The sequence below is a fragment of the Paenibacillus sp. LPE1-1-1.1 genome (assembly GCF_040676435.1).
In the GTDB taxonomy this organism is placed as follows: domain Bacteria; phylum Bacillota; class Bacilli; order Paenibacillales; family Paenibacillaceae; genus Pristimantibacillus.
In genome coordinates this window covers 858,455-879,678 of the sequence record NZ_JBEGHY010000023.1, presented here as the reverse complement: position 1 = coordinate 879,678, position 21,224 = coordinate 858,455, and the positions used below count along the sequence as shown (strand labels likewise).

The window sequence follows — 21,224 nt, the reverse complement described above, 5'->3', positions numbered from 1 at the left end:
AAGCATAAATGTCACCGCGAATCGTATGCTGCGCCGCCAGAGGACGGCGGTTGCCGATTACGCTGGCGCCAGTAGGGAGATGTGAAACATGAAAACAATGACGGAAATCGTCGTGCCGCAGCTTGCGGAATCGCTCGTATCGGCCACCATTGATAAATGGCTGAAGCAGCCAGGCGACTGGGTCGATATTTATGAGCCTGTCTGTGAGATTATTACCGACAAAGTAAATGCGGAATTACCTTCTACCGTAGCTGGCAAGCTTGTAGAAATTTTGGTCGGCAAAGGCGAAACCGTGCCAGTAGGTTCGGCAATCTGCATTATCGAAACGGAAGGCTCGGTTGCTGGCGCTGCAAATGCAGCCGATGACGGCAAGCCGGTTTCAGCAGCTCAAGCTGCTAACCAGCAAGCAGGCGGTGCTGAATTGGAAGACGCACCTATGCGCAATCGATTCTCGCCGGCTGTACAGAAGCTGGCGGCCGAACACTCTATCCGCCTGACGGATGTCCCGGGAACAGGGCTTGGCGGGCGCATTACCCGGAAGGATGTTCTTGCTTATATCGAGGCTGGAGCAGGTAAAGGCACTCACACATCAGGCGGAAACAACGCCGCGCAGGCGCCTCGGACGGTAGATGCAGCCGCACAGGTCCGTTCCTCTGGACTCCATTTTTCGGAAACGCCAAGGTTCCCGAAAATCGAAGTGGAGGGCGCTTCAGGTGCAGGCCGAGGCGATAACTTCATCGATGTAACGCCTATTCGAAATACGATAGCGCGCAACATGAGACAAAGCGTGAGTGAGATTCCGCATGCTTGGACGATGATTGAAGTGGATGTCACCAATCTTGTTTTGCTCCGAAATAAACTGAAAGACGACTTTATGAAGCGCGAGGGCATTAATCTAACTTATTTAGCTTTCCTGCTCAAAGCTGTCGTGAATGCGATCAAAGACGTGCCGATCATGAATTCGATGTGGGCGGTAGACAAGATTATCGTTAAGCGCGATATCAATATCGCTCTCGCTGTAGGAACGGAAGATTCCGTGCTTACGCCCGTTATCAAAAATGCCGATCACAAAAACGTCGCGGGACTCGCCAAAGAAATCGAAGAACTTGCGCGTAAGACAAGAGAAGGCAAGCTGACATTGTCTGATATGCAAGGCGGTACGTTTACCGTTAATAATACAGGCTCGTTCGGTTCGATTTTATCCTATCCGATCATCAATTACCCTCAGGCGGCTATTTTAACGTTTGAATCGATCGTGAAGCGTCCTGTGGTCATTAATGATATGATTGCGGTTCGTTCCATGGCGAATTTATGCCTGTCTCTTGATCATCGGATTTTGGACGGCGTTATCTGCGGGCGTTTCTTGCAGCGAGTGAAGGATAATTTGGAGAGCTTTAATTTAGAAAGCAAATTGTATTAGAAAAGGGGAACACCATCATGGCTGAAGCGGATAACGCAATAAGCTTGAGACGGCTGGATGCCCATTATATAGGCATGCTCGAATACGCGCAGGCGTGGGAGCTGCAAAAAGCATACGTGAAGCAAATAGACCAGGAGGAGCGGGAGCAATCGCTGCTCCTTCTTCAGCATCCGCCTACGTATACGATGGGCTCGGACAAACATCCGGAGCATTTGCTCCTCGATGAGGCGCAGCTAAAAGAACGAGGGATTGCCTTGTTCCAAATCGATCGCGGCGGAGACATTACCTACCATGGTCCAGGTCAGCTGGTGGGTTATCCGCTTTTGTATTTGGAAGCGGAAGGTCTTGATTTGCATGCTTATTTGCGCAGCTTGGAGCAAGTCATTATTAATTGGCTCAGCGAGTATGGTATAGAAGCCGGCAGAAAGCCGGAATATACAGGAGTGTGGGTAGGCAATCTCAAGATTGCAGCCATTGGCGTGAAATTTAACAAAGCGCGCAAGCGGCGCGGCTTTATTACGAGCCACGGCTTTGCGCTAAATATTAAATCAGGGATTGCTGAGGAGGGCTTTAGCGGGATCATCCCTTGCGGAATCCAACAATTCGGCGTAACCTCGTTCAATGATTTAACGGGTCTCGAGCTATCGGTAGAGGAAGCGGCAAAGCAGCTGCTCCCTCATTTTGTCAGCGAATTTAATTGTGAAATGGATTTAATAAAGAAATAACGAACCAATACCGGCCATCAATGTTGTTACAATGAGTGCGGTTACGACTAAAATGGCAACGATTCGAATCAAACGTTGTCTGCGCATTAGGAAAACCCCTTTCTTGATTTGGAACATCATCGATAGTTATGAGCTTGTCATTTACTCTATTGTATACGAAAGTAACGGACGGAGGAAACGTTAATGATTGCAAAAGACCGTTTAGTGAATGAGTTTATGGAATTGGTACAGGTGGATAGCGAAACGAAAAATGAACAAGAAATCAGCCGTGTGCTTAAGCAAAAGTTTGAGTCGCTGGGCTTAAAGGTTAGCGAGGATGATGCGGCAGCCAAGACCGGACACGGAGCGGGAAACATGTTTGCCATTTGGGAAGCGGAAGGTGCCGGAGCCGCTGCGCCAACTATATTTTTCACCTGCCACATGGACACGGTTACGCCAGGCGCCGGCATTAAGCCGCAATTGGATGCGGACGGCTACATACGGAGCGATGGCACGACGATTTTAGGCGCGGATGACAAAGCGGGTATTTCTGCTATATTTGAGGCCATACGCGTCGTTCAGGAGCAGGCGCTGCCGCACGGCCGCATACAATTTGTCATTACGGTGGGCGAGGAATCAGGACTGCTGGGCGCACGCGCTTTGGATGCCTCTAAGCTGGAAGCGAAGTTTGGATATGCCTTGGATTCGAACGGTGCGATAGGTGATATTGCGGTTGCCGCACCAACGCAGGCTAAAGTAACGATCAAAATGTATGGACGTTCGGCACATGCCGGCGTCAATCCAGAAGACGGCATAAGCGCTATACAAGTGGCCGCAAAAGCGATTGCAAGGATGCCGCTTGGCCGTATCGATAATGAGACGACTGCGAATATCGGCCGTTTTGAAGGCGGAGGCGCTACAAATATCGTGTGCGATTATGTAAAGCTGGATGCCGAAGCGCGAAGCATTGTACAGCATAAGCTGGACAATCAGATCGAAGCGATGAGAAAAGCGGTAGTGAGCGCAGCGGAAGAGTTTGGAGCACGGGGAGAGCTGGAGAGCGAAGTGATTTACCCGGCTTATCAGTATGATGATGAGGATCCGGTTGTGCAGCTGGCCAAAAAAGCGATCATCGCCATCGGCCGCACGCCGCGCACTTTCCACTCCGGCGGAGGCAGCGATGCGAATATTTTTAACGGATTAGGCATTCCGACCGTCAACCTGGCTGTAGGCTATGAGCATATCCATACGACGAAAGAACAGATCAAGGTAGAAGACTTAGTCAAAACAACCGAGCTTGTCGTAGAGATCATTAAGCAGGCTGCAGAAATAGAATCATGAAAAGCAGAGGGCAGTTGGATTGCTTTTGCTGCCGAACATGACAGAAAGCCCTTCAATCATGCGGCTCAGCGCAGGCTGAACGCAGATGGAGGGTTTTTGTCTATGCGCTGAACCTGCGCTCTAGTTTGTTTTTTCCAAGGGGACACGTCGCACGCTGATGACGCTTGTATATTCAGACATGGGTGTCCGGGATAATGATGAAGCAGAAAGTTTGCGAAGCTGATGCCTGATTTCCCAACCCTTGCCCACTAAACGCAAATGATTCAACGCAACATATTGTTTCATGTTAATCGCCCCTGTCAATTTGTTATAATGATAGTTATGCAGCGGCAGGACAAGTTATGCGCAGTAAACATCCACAATTAAGGGAGAGATTACGATTGGAAGAGCAACAACCGAGTGTTCTATGGCGAGAAGAAACAATTAGTACAGAGCCTATATTTGAAGGTAAAATGATCACGCTGCAGGTGGATACCGTAACGCTTGCGGATGGCAGAACAGCAACAAGAGAAATCGTGAAGCATCCCGGAGCTGCTGCGGTTATGGCATTATTGGATGGAAAGCTTCTTGTGGTCGAGCAGTTTCGCAAACCGCTTGAAAAATTCCAAATTGAAATCCCGGCTGGCAAGCTTGATCCCGGAGAAGATCCGTTAACGGCGGCAGCACGCGAGCTTGAAGAGGAGACGGGTTACCGTTCCAATGAATTGCAGCTATTGAGCGCATTCTATACCTCGCCGGGCTTTGCCGATGAGAAGCTTTATATCTATTTCACGGACAAGGTAGAGCAAGGCGTGCAAAACCCGGACGACGATGAAGATCTCAAAGTTGAAGCGATTACGCTCGAGCAAGCCGAAGCTTACATACAAGAGGGACGCATCAGCGATGCGAAAACGATTTTAGCTGTCTACGCCTGGAAATTATATAATCTGACAGGTCGGCTGTAGCCGGCCTTCTTTTCTAACTATATACCCGTCATACCCCGCATTAACTCTTCATACAATACAATTAAAAAGACAACCCCTTTAATTGTTGTTCGACGACATCACCCACTGAAGAAAACGGATTTTATTTGAAATAGATGAAAATAAAATAGTTTCTAACACTTGTGTCAGCTGGAAAAGGCAATGATGAGAGAGAGCAGATTTTGTTCATAAGCGATGAACTGGAAAATATAACGGTAATTTAACCGTGGTAGTTTAATTATTTCGTTTAACGGGAAACTTTCCATCTAAAGGAACCGAAATTTGCCTGGCTGTTTCATTCGCCTGGATTTAGATGGCGTTTTTCCAGATAACTAAGCAATTTAAGCTGTTTTCCACGAAATAACAGGAGTAATTCCAGTTAAGTAGTAAAGGGTGTCTGAGGAGGACAAAGTGCTCCGCCATAGCAATATGCACACGCCAAATGTCAACGTTAAGCGTGTCCCGCAGGGACGAAAGCGTTCCACCGCCAACAAAGCTTACATATTCCGGATGATCTCCAACGTTAGTCCAGTTGCGGGTGTCCAGAGGGTGCAACCCATGGGGCCCTCCCTTGGAAGGGAGGGTTTGGGTGGGTTCGAAAAGCATTTAAAGTTTATGTCAATTTATAATTGATGAACCCTTGAGGGCAGGGAGAAGTCCTTAATAAAAGGGCTGGGTTCCACCATCGTGAAAGGTTCGGTGACCATGATAAAAAACCAATTGTCGTTGTATGTTTTCGTATCCGTTCTTTTTGTCGTGGGCGTAATTTTCGGAGCGTTAATGGTCAATGCCCTTACGCTTGAGCAGCAGCAGGAGCTGGCGCAAGATGTTGATCAATATGTGCAGTTGATGAATGACGGTATCGGTTCGGGAGCTGCCTATTCCTTCTGGGACCGGTTTTTCTTCCATGGCAAGTGGCTTCTGCTATTATGGCTTTTGGGCATTACGGTTGTCGGCATACCCGGAGTGCTAGCCCTTAACTTTTTAAAAGGAGCATTGGTCGGGTTTTCGGTAGGGACACTCATCAATCAATATGCATGGAAGGGCGTGCTGTTTTCATTGGTTTCGATTGCCCCGCAGAACATAATTGCCGTTCCGGCAATGGTCATCACGAGTGCGGCTGCGATTTCGTTCTCTTTGTTTGTGATCAAAAACAGACTGCTTATGCAAAAGGGAGAGCTAGCTCCCCAGCTGGGCTCATTCACTTCTACGGCCATGCTGATGCTGTTCTTTTTTGCCGGCGCGGCACTATTCGAAGCGTATATTTCTCCTTCATTAATCAGCTGGGTAACGCCGCTTCTTTCGTCTGCGAGCGCCACAATCTGACACCAAAATGTTTGACTTTACTGCATGGTAGCACCTATAATGAGAGGTAACGTTTCCTGAAATAGGCGCAGACATGTGGTAGGGGGGAAATCATGGAAGCCCGGATTGAGAAGATTAAACAACAGTTGCAGTCGCAGGGCTACAAGTTAACCCCGCAGCGCGAAGCGACGGTGCGTGTTTTGTTAGAGAACGAAGACGACCACCTGAGCGCTGAAGATGTATTTATGCTAGTAAAGGATAAAGCCCCGGAAATCGGACTCGCGACGGTTTATCGGACATTGGAATTGCTAAGCGAAATGCATGTTGTCGAAAAATTGAATTTCGGCGATGGGGTAGCTCGGTACGATTTGCGTACGGACAGCAACAAGCATCATCACCATCACCTCATATGTGTGCAATGTGGATCAATGGATGAGATTAAGGAAGATTGGCTTTTGCCATTAGAAGAACGGCTTGAGCAGGAATACGGATTTTTTGTCATCGACCATCGACTTGATTTTCAAGGCATCTGCCGTCGATGCAAAGAAAAGAACGATATCGCAAACCCTAATGAAAATCAAACTTAAACGGCTTGGCTGCCCAGCATAACTGGACGGCAAAGCCGTTTTGGCATTTTTAAAGGTTCAAAATATGTTTTTTCTTTATGATTCTGCGATTAACAATTAATTTGCCAAGGCGTACCTAACAAAGCACACATATTTTTTGAAATATAACAAAGTATAGAAACGATGCAGATGCTGAGCGAACATTTTGCCGTAACTCATCTTGAAATGGACGATCATTCCGTCTCGAACTCTCATACAACATAGTAAGCGATATTTTGTGCAGCTTGATAAGTAGATCCCAGGAGGAATCAGATATGATTGTGGGTGTCCCGAAGGAAATCAAACAAAGCGAGTATCGTGTTGCCTTAACCCCTGCCGGCGTGACTGTACTATTTGCTGCAGGTCACAAAGTGCTTGTAGAAACCGGGGCAGGCAGCGGAAGCGGATTTGAGGATAGCGATTATTTACGCGAAGGTGCCGAAATCATTATGACTGCTTCGGAGGTATGGGCGCGTGCCGAAATGATTATGAAGGTGAAGGAGCCGCTTGCCGAGGAATTTGCCTATTTCCGCGAGGGCTTGCTACTGTTTACCTATCTGCACCTGGCGGCCGCGCCAGATTTAACAAGGGCGCTCATCGACAAAGGTGTTACGGGAATTGCTTATGAGACGATTCAGCTGGCTAACGGCAGCCTGCCCCTGCTAACGCCAATGAGCGAAGTAGCCGGCAGAATGTCCGTGCAGGTCGGAGCGCAGTTTCTAGAAGCATTTAATGGAGGAAGAGGCGTTCTGCTTGGAGGGGTTCCCGGTGTTCCTCCTGCGGAGGTTGTCATTATTGGCGGAGGTATTGTAGGCACAAATGCGGCGAAAATAGCGTTAGGGATGGGTGCAAATGTGGTCATCTTGGAAAGGAGCGCAGATCGGATGAGATATTTGGATGACATCTTCGGCGGGAGAGTCCATACGCTGATGTCTAGTCCTTATCATATTGCCGAAGCCGTTGCCAAAGCTGATTTGCTTATTGGAGCCGTTCTTATACCAGGAGCGCGGGCGCCTCATCTGGTAACGGAGGCCATGGTGCAAGGAATGAAAAAAGGTGCGGTAATCGTGGATGTAGCGGTCGATCAGGGCGGATCTATTGCGACTGTCGACCGGCCGACAACGCACAAGGACCCGATTTACATGAAGCATGGGGTCGTTCATTACGCGGTCGCTAATATTCCTGGAGCGGTGCCTCGAACCTCAACTTTCGCATTAACGAACGTAACGATTCCTTATGCGCTCGATTTGGCAAACCAAGGCATGGAGGCCGTTCGCAGAAGCATACCATTGCAGAAGGGCGTGAACACGCATGCGGGCAGAGTGACCTACGAGCCTGTGGCCGCAGCAACCAATCTTCCTTATGTCCCGCTCGAAAAATGGATGGACAGTGTGCCTTATGAAGGTTTGCAGGGTTAATGGCATATTCATGGCAGCCTCCTCATATGGTGATACGGACGAACAATCGTATCGGCATAATAAGGAGGCTGGTTTGTATGGTTTTCTCGATTCGCAGATGGACGAGCCGGATCGTTTTTATCGTTGTTTTTGCCGTATTGCTTTTCGTTGTCACGGGCGGTTACCGCTGGCTTGCGGATGCAATATCGCCGGTTCACCCTTATCGCGCGCCGAAAGGGGATGCAATTAAGGTCTTTCTCACAGATCCCGACTCGCCCGATAGCAAGGATGCTGCTGATCGGCTCCGTTGGTTTTATTGGTATGGTGAGTAACGAGTTGTACAGAATATCGATTCAAGCAGGATTAATAGAGTCGAATGTTGAATGTTTTTGTAGAAAAGCATGGTTCGCTATGCCTCTTATTTGAAAGGAAGTCCGATGAAAGCTCATTTAAATCGCTATATCCACTATTTGCGCACGGAACGAAGGTTGTCCGAAAATACGCTAACTTCTTATGAACGGGATTTGAATCAGTTTATTCAATATGTGCATGCACAAGGCGTTGAAGACATCTCAGCCGTGCAAAGACATCTCATTTCAAGGTATATGCTTCATCTTAAGGAGCAGGGCAGAAAGGCTGCAACCCTGTCTAGACACATTGTTTCTGTGAGAGCTTTTTTTCACTACTTGACCGCGCAAGGCCATATTGCAAGCAACCCTTCTATTTATATGGAAGCGCCGAAACAGGAGAAAAAGCCTCCGAGCATTTTGAGTGTCGCTGTCACCAGCACATTGCTTGAGACGCCGAACTGTGCCAGTGCAGCAGGTAAACGAGATAAAGCGATGCTCGAGCTCATTTACGCAACGGGAATCCGGGTATCCGAGTTAGTGGCTCTGAATATTGAACATGTCAATCTGCAGTTGGAATTTATCCAATGTATCGGATCGGGCCTGAAGGAAAGAATTGTCCCTTTTGGGCGGCTGGCGGCAGAAGCTTTAACTGATTATCTCGATTCAGGGAGATCCGGTCTAGTGACGGATAGGGAATCGGAATCAGCTTTATTTTTGAATCATTTAGGTACGCGTTTGACAAGGCAAGGGTTTTGGAAGACGATTAAGAAGCATGCGAAGGAAGCGGGTATCCATGAGGAGATTACCCCTTATACCCTCAGGCATTCCGTAGCGGCCCACTTACTGGATAACGGAGCGGATATCCGTGCGGTCCAGGAGCTGCTCGGACATGCCGACATTTCGACGACGCTCAAGTATACGCAGGTATCCAAATCACGGATTAAGGATACCTATAACCGTGCCCATCCGCGCGCTTAAACAGGCTGGCATCGATGGTTAAAGACAGAGGAGGATATCATACATATGAAATTTGACCGCATCACGGTAATTGTATTGGATAGCGTGGGGATAGGCGAGCTTCCTGACGCGGAAGCATTTGGCGACTTAGGTTCCCATACGCTTGGGCATATCGTGGAAAGCGTGCCATCCGCGAAGCTTCCTCATCTAAGAAGATGGGGACTTGACCGGATTGCTTCGATCCATGATTGGAAGCCGTCAAAGGAACCGTCAACCGCCTATTACGGCAAAATGGCCGAGGTATCGGTAGGCAAAGATACGATGACCGGTCATTGGGAGCTTATGGGCCTTGAGATGACGGTCCCGTTCCAAACCTTTCCGGAAGGCTTCCCTCCGGAGCTGTTGCTTCCTTTCGAGGAACGGACAGGACGGAAGGTCATCGGCAATAAGCCGGCAAGCGGTACCGAGATTTTGGACGAGCTTGGGCTCGAGCAAATGGAAACAGGCGCTTGGATTGTATATACATCGGCAGACAGCGTTTTTCAAATCGCGGCCCATGAGGAAGTTATTCCGCTCGAAGAGCTTTACCGTGCTTGCGAAATTGCCAGAGAACTAACGATGGATGACCGCTTTACGGTTGGCCGAGTCATTGCAAGGCCGTATACAGGTAAGCCGGGTGCATTCAAGCGCACGCCGAACCGTCATGATTACGCGGTTAAGCCGCCGCAGCCTACCGTATTGAATGCTTTGAAGGATGCGGGCTTTGATTCCATCGCGATTGGCAAAATCAACGATATCTTCGATGGCGAAGGCATAACCGCCACGGCGCCTACGAAAAGCAATGCCGACGGCATTGAAAAAACGATTGAGCAGCTTAAGAAGCCGTTCAAAGGTCTTTTGTTCACGAATCTTGTTGACTTTGATTCCCTTTACGGCCATCGCCGCGATCCCAAGGGCTATGCTGCGGCATTAGAGGAGTTCGATCAGGCCGTACCAGCCTTGGAGCAGCTGCTTGGCGAGAGGGATCTGCTAATCGTGACAGCCGACCACGGAAACGACCCGGTGCATCCAGGTACGGACCATACAAGGGAATATGTGCCGATTCTTTTATTCAGTCCCTCGTTTGACGCGCCGGGCCCGCTGCCGGTACGGTCGACTTTCTCGGACCTCGGCGCAACGATAGCCGATAATTTCGGTGTTCAGGCGCCGCCTAACGGTGAAAGCTTCCTCTCGGAGCTTATCGTAGGGAAGCAAGCTTAAGAATGATCGAAATAGGGTATTAAAGAGTTAGCGATTTTATTTTAGGAGGAATAATAATGACTACAATTACAGCAGCAGGATTAACGGCGGCGCATATTAAAGAAGCGGCTGCCTATATACAGGAGAAAACCGAACAGCGGCCAGAGATTGGTTTAATTATGGGTTCGGGGCTGGGCGTTTTAGGCGATCATTTGGAAAATGCCGTTACGATCCAGTATCATGACATTCCGCATTTCCCGATTTCGACGGTAGAAGGCCATGCAGGCGAGCTGTTAATCGGTACCCTTTCGGGTAAAACGGTGCTGCTTATGCGCGGGCGCTTTCACATGTACGAAGGTTATGGCCCGGAGCTAACCGCTTTCCCCGTTCGCGTTATGAAGGCATTGGGCGTAAAAACATTGCTTGTAACCAATGCCGCTGGCGGCGTGAATACCGACTATGAAGCAGGCAATCTAATGCTGATATCCGACCATATTAATCTAACCGGTAAAAATCCTTTAATCGGTCCGAATGACAATGAGCTGGGCGTTCGTTTCCCTGATATGTCCGAAGCGTACAGCAAGCGTTTAAGAGCAATTACGCGAGAGATTGCTTCAGATCAAGGCTTCACGCTGCGTGAAGGGGTCTATGCCGGACTGCTTGGTCCGACTTACGAAACGCCGGCAGAAATTCGAATGCTGAGAGTGCTTGGCGCCGATGCTGTCGGAATGTCGACTGTTGCGGAAGTTATTGCCGCGCGCCATTCGGGAATCGAGGTCGTTGGAATTTCCTGTATAAGCAATATGGCCGCGGGTATTTTGGATCAGCCCTTGTCGCATGCGGAAGTAATGGAAACGACAGAGAGAGTCAAGTCCCAATTTTTGGGACTTGTTAACGCGTTAATCGCTGCAATGTAATGTTTCTTGTAACAAAAATGTAACAATTCCGTCGACTCAATATGACAGTGTTTTTTTTACGTTTCGTCGTATAATGTCCCTGATTACAGGAAGATGGAGTGGACAAAGTATATGGACAAGCAATTAATCACACAGATGGAGCAGTTGCGTAAAAAGATGATCGAAGCGGCTCTATTGAATGAAAGCCTTCAGCATTTGGACGTAATTATGCTTAGCCAATCACTTGATGAGATTATTGTCCAGGTGCAGAGAGAGAGACGCGCTTATAGTTAATCAACAACGGTATGGCGAATGGAGAGGGAAATATGCGGTCGGTAGACATAATACAGAAGAAAAGAGACGGTGGCGAGCTGACCGCTTCTGAGTTAACTTTTTTGATTGACGGATATTCTCGCGGTGATATTCCCGATTATCAGCTGTCGGCATGGGCGATGGCGGTCTATTTCCAAGGAATGACCGCAAAGGAAACGGCTTCGCTCACGCTTGCAATGGCTAATTCGGGCGATCAGGTGGATCTCGGTCCGATTAGCGGAATTAAAGTGGATAAACACAGTACGGGCGGGGTTGGAGACAAAACGACACTCATCCTAGCCCCATTAGTAGCATCAGTTGGCGTTCCTGTTGCAAAAATGTCCGGTCGCGGCTTGGGCCATACCGGAGGAACCATAGATAAGCTTGAATCCATTGAAGGCTTTCGCACCGAGCTGTCTCGAGAGAAGTTCATGACGCAGGTCAATGATATCGGATTATCCGTCATTGGACAAAGCGGCAATCTCGCGCCGGCAGACAAGAAGCTTTATGCGCTTCGGGACGTTACCGCTACGGTAGAGTCGATTCCGCTGATCGCAAGCTCAGTCATGAGCAAGAAGATTGCGGCTGGAGCGGATGCCATTGTGCTTGATGTGAAAACAGGCAGCGGTGCTTTTATGAAGACGCTGGAGGATTCCGAGCAATTGGCGAAAGCGATGGTGGATATCGGAACCGAAGTGGGCCGAAATACGGCTGCTGTAATCAGCGATATGGATCAACCGCTGGGATTCGCGATCGGCAACGCCTTAGAAGTGCAGGAATCCATTGAAACGCTCAAAGGAAACGGTCCGGAGGATCTCACGGAGCTTTGTTTAACATTAGGCGCGCACATGGTCGTATTAGGCGGGAAGTCGGATTCGGTAGAGTCGGCGAAGGAACTGCTGCGCAACCAGATTAAGAGCGGGGCCGCTTTGCAGAAATTCAAAGATTTCATAGCCGCTCAAGGCGGAGATGCATCGATTGCCGATGATCCGGCTAAGCTGCCGCAAGCACCAATCATTATCGAGGTGACAGCGGAGGGGTCAGGCTTTGTCAATGCCATTGAAGCGGAGCAGTTAGGGCTCGCCGCCATGCTTTTGGGCGCGGGAAGAGCGACAAAAGATGCGGTAATCGATTATGCGGTTGGCGTTACCCTGCGGAAAAAGGTTGGCGATCCCGTGAATGAGGGCGATACGCTTGCGCTGCTTCATGTCCGAGATGCTGACGAGACCGCAAAGGACGTAGCTGCAAAAGTAAGGCAGGCCTATAGCCTTTCAGACGCGAAACCGGAGCCGCGAGCTTTGCTGCTTTCGGTAATCACGGCTGAAGGTGCACAACGCTACTAAACAATAGAAATTTGATAAAAATCCGCCCCTATAACAGGGGCGGATTTTTTTGTTGCGCAATTCATTCTAGCTATTTGGAATAATTTCCAGCTTAAGAGTCAACACTGAAAAGAAGAAATATAAGCGAATTGTGTCGCAATCTTTGTTTGCTTCACAAAACTTTTCAGGAGGAGATCTAGTTGAAAAATCGTTCTATCAAGCTATGTATATTTATTCTCGCATTTACGCTCATGCTGCCGGCCGCTGCCTTTGCTGCGGTAGAGCCGACACCTGCACCAGGACCGGCGCCGTCCAATCAAGCGCCTAACGCAAACCTGGCGCCGTCAGCGCGATCTGCCATTCTAATGGATGCCGACAGCGGCACGGTCATTTATGAAAAAAATAGTCATGATAAACTGCCGCCGGCTAGCATCACTAAAGTCATGACGATGCTTTTGATCATGGAAGCGCTGGATGACGGCAAAATCAAGCTTTCGGACATGGTTCAGACAAGTGAATACGCAGCGTCTATGGGCGGCTCGCAAATATTCCTTGAGCCGGGAGAAGAAATGACCGTTGACGATATGATCAAAGGGATCGCCTTGGCTTCAGGAAACGATGCTTCCGTCGCTATGGCGGAGAAACTGGCCGGAACGGAGCAGCAGTTCGTCGCCATGATGAATGAGCGGGCACAGCAGCTTGGCATGAAGGATACGCAGTTTGCTAACCCGAACGGATTACCCGTAGCAAATCATTACTCGTCAGCCCATGATATCGCGGTGATGTCTAGGGAGCTGCTGAAGCATTCGGAAGTAACCAAGTATACAGGGCTCTACCAGGATTACCTGCGCAAGACTTCCGAGAAGCCTTTCTGGCTTGTAAATACGAATAAACTGGTACGGTTCTACAGCGGTGCGGATGGCTTGAAAACGGGCTTTACGAGCGAAGCGAAGTATTGCCTATCTGCTACTGCCAAGCGCGATGACATGCGTGTTATTGCGGTTGTAATGGGTGAGCCGGACACGAAAACCCGCAACGCCGAAGTATCGCAAATGTTCGATTATACCTTCGCGCAATATATGAATCACTCAATTATTAAAGAAGGCGAATCCATGGGGACGCTGAAAATCGAGAAGGGCGTGGCACCTGAGCTTCCGCTTGTTGCCAAACATTCGTACAGCGTGCTTCTGAAAAAAGGAAGCCAAACCAAGGATATCCGTTACGAGCTGAAAATCGACGGACCGCTTAAAGCGCCAGTCCAGCTTGGTCAGCCGATCGGCAAGCTGGTTGTCTACCAAGGCAATCAAGTGCTTAAGGAGTTTGACGTGGATGCGCCGTTATCTGTTGAGCGTGCGGGCTGGTGGAAATTGCTTAAACGTTCCTTCTCCGGTTTATTCTCGTAAATCGGAAACGGCTCGTATTTTGTCAGCTGTTAGCGGTATGCTTCTAGTTTTGTCGGCATGCAGGAAAAGCTCGCCAACTTGGAGAATTGCTAATTCTATCTCGGCAAGTGTGACCGTCTGGATCTGACTCACCGCAGACCTGTCGTGTTGCACGGTGAAATGTAAGGAAGGCATATAAGATAAGCCTATTCTTTCTTATGTTTGAAAAAACCTAGAGGAGATGACAGCATAATGAGTCTGCAAGCTGAATTGGAGCAATACCGTAATGTGCTGATCGTAAGGCTTCGGGGCGAGTTGGATCACCATACAGCCGATGTCGTGCGTTATAAGATGGAAGAAGCGATTCTCCGCGGAAGCAGCGAGCATGTCATTCTTAGCTTGAAGGAGCTGCAATTTATGGACAGCTCAGGTCTGGGCGTCATTCTGGGCCGGTACAAGCAGGTGAAGAGCAAGGGTGGCAAAATGGTCGTCTGTGACGTGAATCCAAATGTTCACCGTTTATTCGAGATGTCGGGCTTGTTCAAGATCCTGACGATACATGATAATGAGCGAAACGCAATTTCCAGTTTGGAGGTGGTGTCATGAACGGATCCAATGAGATGACGCTTTCCTTCAGCGCCCGATCGGAAAATGAAGCCTTCGCACGAATTGCAGTTGCTGCATTTGTGTCGCAGCTTGATCCGACGCTCGAGGAGCTGAATGATTTAAAAACAGCGATTTCCGAAGCCGTAACGAATGCGATTATTCACGGCTACGAGAATGATCCCTCCTGCGAAGTTAAAATCGAAGCCAGAATCGAAGGCGATTCCGTGTCGATTACCGTATCGGATAATGGCCGCGGCATTGAAGATTTAGAACTTGCCCGTCAGCCGCTCTTCACATCGAAGCCTGAACTTGAGCGTTCAGGAATGGGCTTTACGATCATGGAAAACTTTATGGACCGTTTTGAAGTTACAAGCCAGTTAGACGGCGGGACGCGCGTTGCCATGCAGAAACGAATCGAATCGAAAAAAGCGCTCTACAATTAGCGTATAGGGGTTGAACCTCATGGATGTCAATCTAAAGCAGACGGCCCAGCCATACTTGGATGACGCGGAAGTAAAACGGCTTATTGCGTTAAGTCAATCCGGTGATACGCTTGCTAGGGATACACTCGTACAGTGCAATATTCGGCTAGTTTGGTCAGTCGTGCAGCGGTTCATCAATCGCGGTTATGAGCCCGAGGATTTGTTCCAAATCGGCTGCATCGGATTGCTGAAGTCAGTAGACAAATTCGACTTGTCCTATGACGTGAAGTTTTCTACCTATGCGGTGCCCATGATTATTGGGGAAATCCAACGGTTTTTGCGCGATGACGGTACGTTAAAAGTTAGCAGATCCCTCAAAGAAACGGCCAATAAGGTGCGCAAAATGAAGGATGAGCTCTCCAAAACGTTAGGTCGCTTGCCCACCATCAGCGAGGTTGCGGAACGGCTGGGCATTACGGCCGAGGATGTCGTTTTTGCTCAAGAAGCAAACAAACCGCCGACTTCCATACACGAAACGGTGTTTGAAAATGACGGAGATCCCATCACTTTGATGGACCAAATTGCCGATGAATCCCAGGACCGGTGGTTTGACAAGCTGGCGCTTGTAGAAGCCATAGAAGGTCTGAGCGAACGCGAGCGATTAATCGTATATTTACGTTATTACCGCGATAAAACGCAATCCGAGGTAGCAAGCAGGCTGGGAATATCACAGGTACAGGTATCGCGGCTCGAAAAGAAAATATTACAGTCCATAAAAGACCAAATCGCCCTTTAAGGCGGTTTGGTTTTTTCTATTTTTTACCTCATTTTGCATGAGTATCCGAATCGTCCTTTTCTCATACTAAAAGGGAAACATAAACCAAAGTATAAGCAGAAGGGAAGCTGGCAGATGGCAATAACCAACCCTTCGGTCCTTTATCTGCGCCTAAAAAAAAGAATCTACGCGAAACCGAATCAGAAGGTCACTTTAGGCCAAGCGGCCAGGCTTCTGGCTAAGGACGATGAGCTTGAAAAAAAATTAAAATCGCTTGTGCTTTACGAGCATAAGAAAGCGGACGGCAACCGTGTCGTGATTGATTTGCTGCAAATCGTCAAAACGATCCGCGAGACCGAGCCGGGCTTAACGATTGAAGCCTACGGAGATCCACAGGTGCTTGTCATGGTTGCGGAAAAACCGGTCAAGCCGCGTATCCCCGTGCTTATTTTAGCATGGCTGCTGCTTTTTTTCGGCGCGGGACTCGCGATTATGAACTTTCATACAGATGTCAGCATGAAGGAGGTTCATATCCGAATCGTCGAGCTGATCACCGGGAAACGAACAGACCATCCGCTTTGGTTTCAAATTCCTTATTCACTCGGAATAGGGCTTGGAATGGTGTTGTTTTTTAACCACATCTTCCGCAAAAGATTCAACGAGGAACCGAATCCGCTTGAGGTAGAGCTTTATATGTACCAAGAAAATGTCAATGCCTATGTCATCGCCGATGAAATGCGCAAAAAGGCGGATTACGACCAGACTAAGGATAAAGAGCATGATTAGCGCCGTTGCCAATATTTTTGTAGCACTCCTTGGGTTAGCGGGCGGGCTTGCGGTTGGAAGCGGTTTGGTGGCTTTGCTGATTGTGCTTGATCTTATTCCCCGGCTCGCTCAGGTTGCGAATGCATACCGTATGTCCGTGTGGTTCGAGACGGCGGTCATTTGCGGTTCATTGTATTGGACATTTGCCGATTTCATGGACTGGAAGCTGTCATTGCCTTCCAACGTATTTTTAAGCACGGCAGGACTTATCGACGGCATGTTTGTCGGGATGCTGGCCGCAGCATTGACAGAGGTTATGAATGTACTGCCCATTTTGGCAAAAAGAATGAATTTATCTAATTACATGGTCGCGCTCGTAATGGCTATGGTGCTTGGCAAGACATTAGGCTCGCTATTCGATTGGCTGGTATTTCAATGGTGATTCATAAAGGACGAGGTGAAGGCGAATGAAGGACAACCAGAATTCGGAAGGTAATCATAAGGATCGGCACGGAGCGCCTCCCATGATCACGATTCCGGAGCAGCAGATAGAGGAAGAGGGCGGCATAATAAATGAGGCATCGTTTGTCCGCCCAAGCAAACGAAATAGAATTGGAAGCGGAATTTCCGATTCCCCGGACAGGAAGAATGAAATACAGGAGAAAGAACCTATTCCCTCCGATCTAGATGATGTCCTGTTGCGGTTGGAAAAAGAAATCGGCTATAAAACAAGCTTCGATGTCGTCGTGAGGGAAATGACCTTCGGCGAGCGGCGCACGGCGATGCTGTGCATGAACGGATTAGTTAAGGATACGCTGCTGACCGAAGTGCTCAAACGGTTGACCTTTTTGCAGCCGGAGGATCTTTCGACCCATGCGTTCCATTCATTTTTAGACCTGTACGTTCCGGCCGCGCAGGTAACAAAAGAAGAGGATTGGAATAACATGCTCACGGGCGTGTTATCCGGCGGAACCGCATTGTTTATCGACGGAGAGTCGAGCGTCGTTATGATCGATGCCAAGGCCTTTCCGGCGCGCGGTCCCGAGGAGCCGTCACTCGAGAAGGTCGTGCGAGGCAGCAGAGACGGCTTCGTGGAAACACTGATGGTAAACGTTTCTCTCGTTCGGAGGAGGCTCCGCGATCCTCAGCTCCGTTATGAAATCATGCGCGTGGGCGAGAGAACGCAAACGGATATTTGTGTTGCGTATATCGATGACATCGTAGATAAAGAGCTGCTCAAATCGATAAAGGATAAAATTTCGATGGTGAAGATCGATGGCTTGCCGCTCGCTGACAAGCAGCTGGAGGAGTCAACCGTCAAGCGGGGGTGGAGTCCTTTTCCGTTGGTTCGTTATTCAGAGCGTCCCGACACGGTCGCGGCGCATTTGCTGGAGGGTTATGTCGCAGTGTTCGTCGATACTTCTCCCAGCGTCATGACTCTCCCGACGACCTATTCGGACCTTATGCAGCATGCGGAAGAGAACCGGCAAACGCCATTCATCGGAACCTATTTGCGCTGGGTGCGTTTTATTGGGATTTTTGCATCCTTGTTTATGCTGCCGTTATGGCTTCTGTTCGTCATGCATCCGGAATTAAAGCCGCCAGCGTTAGAATTTTTAGGTCCGAATAAAACGGCAAAACTGCCGTTAGTCGTCCAGTTCCTGCTTGCCGAGATCGGTGTGGATTTACTGCGGATGGCATCCGTTCATACCCCGACCTCGCTTGCGACGGCAATGTCACTCGTTGCCGCGATTCTGATCGGCGATATCGCGGTACAGACCGGTATCTTCGTGAATGAGGTTATCTTATATATGGCAGTTGCAGCGATAGGCATGTTTGCAACGCCCAGCTATGAACTTGGACTCGCAAACCGGATTGTCCGGCTGGTGCTTATTGTTTCGGTGGCCGCCTTCAGCGTGCCGGGCTTTGTCATCGCGACGACAGCCATTATGCTGATGCTTACCATGGAGCGCTCCTTTAATCGCCCCTATATGTGGCCAATAATACCATTCGACATAAGAGCGGTATTGAATATTTTGATCCGCCAGCCCGTCTTGTACAACCGGACGCGTCCGAATAACTTGAGGCCGCAGCAGCGCGACAAGCTGCCAAAAACGGAGTAAATTCATAAAATGCAAATGAAATGTCGATTTATCCATTTCGCAGTGCAGGGAAATTGCGTTATACTGGTCCTATTGAGGCAAATTCTATCCATTCTATCTGCATGCAGATAGAAGAAAGCTGAGGGGAAACTATGTACCTGCATGGAACTAGTAAAATCAACGAAAAAGGTCATTTGGAAATTGGCGGCTGCGATGTAGCTGATTTGGCTGCGGAGTTTGGCACGCCACTATATATTGTGGATGAAGCTCTTGTACGTCAACGCGCAAGCGAATACGTCGAGGCTTTCAAAGCATCGGGTTTAAGATTTCAAGTCGCTTATGCCAGCAAAGCATTCAGCGTAATGGCTATGTGTGCCATTGCCGAGCAAGAAGGTTTATCGCTAGATGTCGTATCTGACGGCGAGCTTTACACGGCAATGCAAGCCGGCTTCCCGGCTGAACGTATCCATTTCCACGGAAACAACAAAACGCCGGAGGAAATCAATATGGCGCTTGACGCTGGCATCGGCTGCTTCGTAGTCGATAACTTTATGGAGCTTCAGCTTTTGAATGCACTTGCTGGCGATAAAGGCAAGAAAGTAAACATCTTGCTGCGAATCACTCCGGGCGTGGAAGCACATACCCATGATTACATTTCAACGGGCCAACAGGATTCGAAGTTTGGCTTTGATCTTGGCAACGGTGCAGCGAAACAAGCGATCCAAGAAGCTCTAGCACTGCCGAACCTTGTTATTTTGGGTGTTCATTCCCACATCGGCTCGCAAATTTTCGAAGTGGAAGGCTTCCGTATGGCCGTGGACAAGGTTGCTGATTTTGCGGTTGCGATCCGTAACGAGCTTGGCCTTACATTCAAAGTAATCAATCTTGGCGGAGGCTTCGGCATTCGTTATGTGGAAGGCGATACTCCGCTTCCAATAAGCGAATATGTAGCGGCTATTACAGGCGCGATCAAATCGAATTTCACGAAAGCGGAATTCCCGCTGCCTGAGATTTGGGTTGAGCCAGGCCGCAGCATGGTTGGCGATGCAGGGACGACCCTTTATACGGTAGGCACAAGCAAACATATCCCAGGCGTTCGTAAATACATTGCGGTTGACGGCGGCATGACGGACAACCCTCGCCCAGCTCTTTACCAATCCAAATACGAAGCAGTGCTTGCCAATCGTGCAAACGATACTGCCGAAGAGACGGTATCGATTGCCGGCAAATGCTGCGAGAGTGGCGATATGCTGATTTGGGACTTGGAATTGCCTAAAGCTGAAAATGGCGACCTGCTTGCTGTTTTCTGTACAGGTGCTTATAATTATGCAATGGCGAGTAACTATAACCGCATTCGTCGTCCGGCTGTCGTTTTCGTTAAAGACGGTCAGGCAGACCTTGCTGTTAAACGTGAATCGCTTGAAAATATCGTATGCAATGACGTCATTCCGGCTAGACTTCAAAAATCACCGCTTGCGAAATAAGGGCGAAATTGGTAACGTAGTCTTATTCGGATAAAAGAAAGGTAGATGCAGCAATGGCAAAACAAGCAAAAATTACACTAGCAAACGGCGGAGAGGTTCTAATCGATCTATTCGATCAAGACGCGCCGAACACAGTAGCAAACTTTGAGAAGCTTGCTAGCGAAGGTTTCTACAACGGACTTACTTTCCACCGCGTTATCCCAGGCTTCGTCGCGCAAGGCGGCTGCCCAAAAGGAAATGGTACAGGCGGTCCTGGTTACACAATCAATTGTGAAATCAACCCGAACAAGCATGAGCGCGGTTCGCTTGCTATGGCCCATGCCGGCCGTAACACAGGCGGCAGCCAGTTCTATATCGGTTATGCTCCGCAACCGCATTTGGACGGCGGCCACACCGTTTTCGGCAAGGTTACAAAGGGTATGGAATTTGTTGATGCTTTCAAAGGCGGAGACAAAATGGAAAAGGTTGAAGTTGAAACGATTTAGTGTTAATATACTAACTATAATTATGTAAGTGCAGCTTTCCTTCGGGGTCAGGTGAAATTCCTAACCGGCGGTGATCGAGTAAGCACAGGAGCATCGGATAACCGAACTCCTGTGCTGCTCGTCAGTCCGTGACCCGGTCTGAGCAGCTTTTTGTTCGAATATTTTTCGAGAGAAGCTAATTAGAACGGTGGACCTGGTGAAAATCCGGGACCGACAGTATAGTCTGGATGGGAGAAGGGGATGCTTCGACAGCTATAACATTCCGCTTATTTACGTGTGTGTTTTATTTCACATGTGAAGCCGGTTTGTTTTTTTAGCGTATTTTACGAACCGTTATCGCAGTTTTTTGCGGTTTATGATTTGTCGGCCACTAAAGCCGACAACGTCGATCGG

Annotated in this window: 23 protein-coding genes and 1 riboswitch; of the genes, 22 read left to right on the top strand and 1 reads right to left on the bottom strand. The window is 48.9% G+C overall.

Annotation, left to right across the window (positions count from 1 at the left end; all coding sequences use genetic code 11):
• The first annotated feature begins 88 nt into the window (after window positions 1-88).
• The 3 genes from MRBLPE1_RS20765 (at window position 89) to MRBLPE1_RS20755 (ending at window position 3,465) form a co-directional block, all read left to right on the top strand.
• Window positions 89-1,420 carry a dihydrolipoamide acetyltransferase family protein gene (locus MRBLPE1_RS20765; RefSeq protein WP_364149003.1) on the top strand — a complete coding sequence of 444 codons (1,332 nt, stop codon included), beginning with the start codon at window positions 89-91 and terminating at the stop codon, window positions 1,418-1,420.
• 17 nt (window positions 1,421-1,437) lie between these two features.
• Window positions 1,438-2,145 (top strand): lipoyl(octanoyl) transferase LipB, encoded by a 708-nt coding sequence (gene lipB, locus MRBLPE1_RS20760; RefSeq protein ID WP_364149001.1) that lies wholly within the window; start codon window positions 1,438-1,440, stop codon window positions 2,143-2,145.
• 183 nt (window positions 2,146-2,328) lie between these two features.
• Entirely contained in the window at window positions 2,329-3,465 is a 1,137-nt protein-coding gene (locus MRBLPE1_RS20755) for a M20/M25/M40 family metallo-hydrolase (protein ID WP_364148999.1), read from the top strand.
• A gap of 120 nt (window positions 3,466-3,585) precedes the next feature.
• Here the strand turns inward: MRBLPE1_RS20755 and mciZ are convergent, their stop codons facing one another.
• Complete coding sequence (gene mciZ, locus MRBLPE1_RS33170; RefSeq protein ID WP_414698905.1) at window positions 3,586-3,750, bottom strand: Z-ring formation inhibitor MciZ; 165 nt, start codon at window positions 3,748-3,750, stop codon at window positions 3,586-3,588.
• Window positions 3,751-3,845: 95 nt separating this feature from the next.
• Between mciZ and MRBLPE1_RS20745 the strand changes: the two genes are divergently transcribed.
• The 19 genes from MRBLPE1_RS20745 to MRBLPE1_RS20655 all read left to right on the top strand — a co-directional run bounded on the left by MRBLPE1_RS20745 (window position 3,846) and on the right by MRBLPE1_RS20655 (window position 20,831).
• Window positions 3,846-4,409 (top strand): NUDIX hydrolase, encoded by a 564-nt coding sequence (locus MRBLPE1_RS20745; protein ID WP_364148997.1) that lies wholly within the window; start codon window positions 3,846-3,848, stop codon window positions 4,407-4,409.
• A 723-nt stretch (window positions 4,410-5,132) separates the two neighbouring features.
• Window positions 5,133-5,753 carry a stage II sporulation protein M gene (gene spoIIM / locus MRBLPE1_RS20740; RefSeq protein WP_364148996.1) on the top strand — a complete coding sequence of 207 codons (621 nt, stop codon included), beginning with the start codon at window positions 5,133-5,135 and terminating at the stop codon, window positions 5,751-5,753.
• Window positions 5,754-5,845: 92 nt separating this feature from the next.
• Window positions 5,846-6,319 carry a Fur family transcriptional regulator gene (locus MRBLPE1_RS20735; RefSeq protein ID WP_308996688.1) on the top strand — a complete coding sequence of 158 codons (474 nt, stop codon included), beginning with the start codon at window positions 5,846-5,848 and terminating at the stop codon, window positions 6,317-6,319.
• A gap of 293 nt (window positions 6,320-6,612) precedes the next feature.
• Window positions 6,613-7,755, top strand: coding sequence for an alanine dehydrogenase (gene ald, locus MRBLPE1_RS20730; RefSeq protein ID WP_364148994.1), 1,143 nt, complete (start codon window positions 6,613-6,615; stop codon window positions 7,753-7,755).
• Window positions 7,756-7,832: 77 nt separating this feature from the next.
• On the top strand, window positions 7,833-8,066 hold the full coding sequence (locus MRBLPE1_RS20725; protein ID WP_364148992.1) for a DUF4227 family protein: 234 nt from the start codon (window positions 7,833-7,835) through the stop codon (window positions 8,064-8,066).
• 105 nt (window positions 8,067-8,171) lie between these two features.
• Complete coding sequence (gene xerD, locus MRBLPE1_RS20720) at window positions 8,172-9,062, top strand: site-specific tyrosine recombinase XerD (RefSeq protein ID WP_364148990.1); 891 nt, start codon at window positions 8,172-8,174, stop codon at window positions 9,060-9,062.
• Window positions 9,063-9,107: 45 nt separating this feature from the next.
• Window positions 9,108-10,301: a phosphopentomutase gene (deoB, locus tag MRBLPE1_RS20715; RefSeq protein ID WP_364148988.1), complete on the top strand. Its 1,194-nt coding sequence runs from the start codon at window positions 9,108-9,110 to the stop codon at window positions 10,299-10,301.
• Window positions 10,302-10,357: 56 nt separating this feature from the next.
• A complete protein-coding gene (locus MRBLPE1_RS20710; RefSeq protein WP_364148986.1) occupies window positions 10,358-11,197 on the top strand; it encodes a purine-nucleoside phosphorylase in 840 nt (279 codons plus the stop codon).
• A 111-nt stretch (window positions 11,198-11,308) separates the two neighbouring features.
• Window positions 11,309-11,470 carry an aspartyl-phosphate phosphatase Spo0E family protein gene (locus tag MRBLPE1_RS20705; protein ID WP_364148984.1) on the top strand — a complete coding sequence of 54 codons (162 nt, stop codon included), beginning with the start codon at window positions 11,309-11,311 and terminating at the stop codon, window positions 11,468-11,470.
• A gap of 32 nt (window positions 11,471-11,502) precedes the next feature.
• The gene (locus MRBLPE1_RS20700; protein WP_364148982.1) at window positions 11,503-12,831 is read left to right on the top strand and encodes a pyrimidine-nucleoside phosphorylase; all 1,329 of its coding nucleotides are present in this window, start codon (window positions 11,503-11,505) and stop codon (window positions 12,829-12,831) included.
• Window positions 12,832-13,061: 230 nt separating this feature from the next.
• The gene (locus tag MRBLPE1_RS20695; RefSeq protein ID WP_414698915.1) at window positions 13,062-14,213 is read left to right on the top strand and encodes a D-alanyl-D-alanine carboxypeptidase family protein; all 1,152 of its coding nucleotides are present in this window, start codon (window positions 13,062-13,064) and stop codon (window positions 14,211-14,213) included.
• Between the two features lie 231 nt (window positions 14,214-14,444).
• On the top strand, window positions 14,445-14,798 hold the full coding sequence (gene spoIIAA, locus MRBLPE1_RS20690; protein WP_139994590.1) for an anti-sigma F factor antagonist: 354 nt from the start codon (window positions 14,445-14,447) through the stop codon (window positions 14,796-14,798).
• Window positions 14,795-15,241, top strand: coding sequence for an anti-sigma F factor (spoIIAB, locus tag MRBLPE1_RS20685; RefSeq protein ID WP_364148979.1), 447 nt, complete (start codon window positions 14,795-14,797; stop codon window positions 15,239-15,241). The genes spoIIAA and spoIIAB overlap by 4 nt, the downstream gene beginning before the upstream one ends.
• Window positions 15,242-15,260: 19 nt before the next feature.
• Window positions 15,261-16,016: an RNA polymerase sporulation sigma factor SigF gene (gene sigF, locus MRBLPE1_RS20680; protein ID WP_364148978.1), complete on the top strand. Its 756-nt coding sequence runs from the start codon at window positions 15,261-15,263 to the stop codon at window positions 16,014-16,016.
• 114 nt (window positions 16,017-16,130) lie between these two features.
• Window positions 16,131-16,781 (top strand): stage V sporulation protein AA, encoded by a 651-nt coding sequence (locus MRBLPE1_RS20675; protein ID WP_364148977.1) that lies wholly within the window; start codon window positions 16,131-16,133, stop codon window positions 16,779-16,781.
• Window positions 16,774-17,202 (top strand): stage V sporulation protein AB, encoded by a 429-nt coding sequence (locus MRBLPE1_RS20670; protein WP_364148976.1) that lies wholly within the window; start codon window positions 16,774-16,776, stop codon window positions 17,200-17,202. Before MRBLPE1_RS20675 ends, MRBLPE1_RS20670 begins: the two co-directional genes overlap by 8 nt.
• 25 nt (window positions 17,203-17,227) lie before the next feature.
• Window positions 17,228-18,883: a spore germination protein gene (locus MRBLPE1_RS20665; protein ID WP_364148975.1), complete on the top strand. Its 1,656-nt coding sequence runs from the start codon at window positions 17,228-17,230 to the stop codon at window positions 18,881-18,883.
• A gap of 131 nt (window positions 18,884-19,014) precedes the next feature.
• Window positions 19,015-20,346: a diaminopimelate decarboxylase gene (gene lysA / locus MRBLPE1_RS20660; protein WP_364148974.1), complete on the top strand. Its 1,332-nt coding sequence runs from the start codon at window positions 19,015-19,017 to the stop codon at window positions 20,344-20,346.
• 53 nt (window positions 20,347-20,399) lie between these two features.
• Complete coding sequence (locus MRBLPE1_RS20655; protein ID WP_364148973.1) at window positions 20,400-20,831, top strand: peptidylprolyl isomerase; 432 nt, start codon at window positions 20,400-20,402, stop codon at window positions 20,829-20,831.
• Between the two features lie 33 nt (window positions 20,832-20,864).
• Window positions 20,865-21,074: riboswitch (FMN riboswitch) on the top strand.
• Window positions 21,075-21,224: the final 150 nt, after the last annotated feature.

Excerpts from the sequence above, each read along its gene's own strand:
- MRBLPE1_RS20765 (WP_364149003.1), top strand. The coding sequence starts at position 89 with ATGAAAACAATGACGGAAATCGTCGTGCCGCAGCTTGCGGAATCGCTC.
- lipB (WP_364149001.1), top strand. The coding sequence starts at position 1,438 with ATGGCTGAAGCGGATAACGCAATAAGCTTGAGACGGCTGGATGCCCAT.
- MRBLPE1_RS20755 (WP_364148999.1), top strand. The coding sequence starts at position 2,329 with ATGATTGCAAAAGACCGTTTAGTGAATGAGTTTATGGAATTGGTACAG.
- mciZ (WP_414698905.1), bottom strand. The coding sequence starts at position 3,750 with ATGAAACAATATGTTGCGTTGAATCATTTGCGTTTAGTGGGCAAGGGT.
- spoIIM (WP_364148996.1), top strand. The coding sequence starts at position 5,133 with ATGATAAAAAACCAATTGTCGTTGTATGTTTTCGTATCCGTTCTTTTT.
- MRBLPE1_RS20735 (WP_308996688.1), top strand. The coding sequence starts at position 5,846 with ATGGAAGCCCGGATTGAGAAGATTAAACAACAGTTGCAGTCGCAGGGC.
- ald (WP_364148994.1), top strand. The coding sequence starts at position 6,613 with ATGATTGTGGGTGTCCCGAAGGAAATCAAACAAAGCGAGTATCGTGTT.
- MRBLPE1_RS20725 (WP_364148992.1), top strand. The coding sequence starts at position 7,833 with ATGGTTTTCTCGATTCGCAGATGGACGAGCCGGATCGTTTTTATCGTT.
- xerD (WP_364148990.1), top strand. The coding sequence starts at position 8,172 with ATGAAAGCTCATTTAAATCGCTATATCCACTATTTGCGCACGGAACGA.
- deoB (WP_364148988.1), top strand. The coding sequence starts at position 9,108 with ATGAAATTTGACCGCATCACGGTAATTGTATTGGATAGCGTGGGGATA.
- MRBLPE1_RS20710 (WP_364148986.1), top strand. The coding sequence starts at position 10,358 with ATGACTACAATTACAGCAGCAGGATTAACGGCGGCGCATATTAAAGAA.
- MRBLPE1_RS20705 (WP_364148984.1), top strand. The coding sequence starts at position 11,309 with ATGGACAAGCAATTAATCACACAGATGGAGCAGTTGCGTAAAAAGATG.
- MRBLPE1_RS20700 (WP_364148982.1), top strand. The coding sequence starts at position 11,503 with ATGCGGTCGGTAGACATAATACAGAAGAAAAGAGACGGTGGCGAGCTG.
- MRBLPE1_RS20695 (WP_414698915.1), top strand. The coding sequence starts at position 13,062 with ATGCTGCCGGCCGCTGCCTTTGCTGCGGTAGAGCCGACACCTGCACCA.
- spoIIAA (WP_139994590.1), top strand. The coding sequence starts at position 14,445 with ATGAGTCTGCAAGCTGAATTGGAGCAATACCGTAATGTGCTGATCGTA.
- spoIIAB (WP_364148979.1), top strand. The coding sequence starts at position 14,795 with ATGAACGGATCCAATGAGATGACGCTTTCCTTCAGCGCCCGATCGGAA.
- sigF (WP_364148978.1), top strand. The coding sequence starts at position 15,261 with ATGGATGTCAATCTAAAGCAGACGGCCCAGCCATACTTGGATGACGCG.
- MRBLPE1_RS20675 (WP_364148977.1), top strand. The coding sequence starts at position 16,131 with ATGGCAATAACCAACCCTTCGGTCCTTTATCTGCGCCTAAAAAAAAGA.
- MRBLPE1_RS20670 (WP_364148976.1), top strand. The coding sequence starts at position 16,774 with ATGATTAGCGCCGTTGCCAATATTTTTGTAGCACTCCTTGGGTTAGCG.
- MRBLPE1_RS20665 (WP_364148975.1), top strand. The coding sequence starts at position 17,228 with ATGAAGGACAACCAGAATTCGGAAGGTAATCATAAGGATCGGCACGGA.
- lysA (WP_364148974.1), top strand. The coding sequence starts at position 19,015 with ATGTACCTGCATGGAACTAGTAAAATCAACGAAAAAGGTCATTTGGAA.
- MRBLPE1_RS20655 (WP_364148973.1), top strand. The coding sequence starts at position 20,400 with ATGGCAAAACAAGCAAAAATTACACTAGCAAACGGCGGAGAGGTTCTA.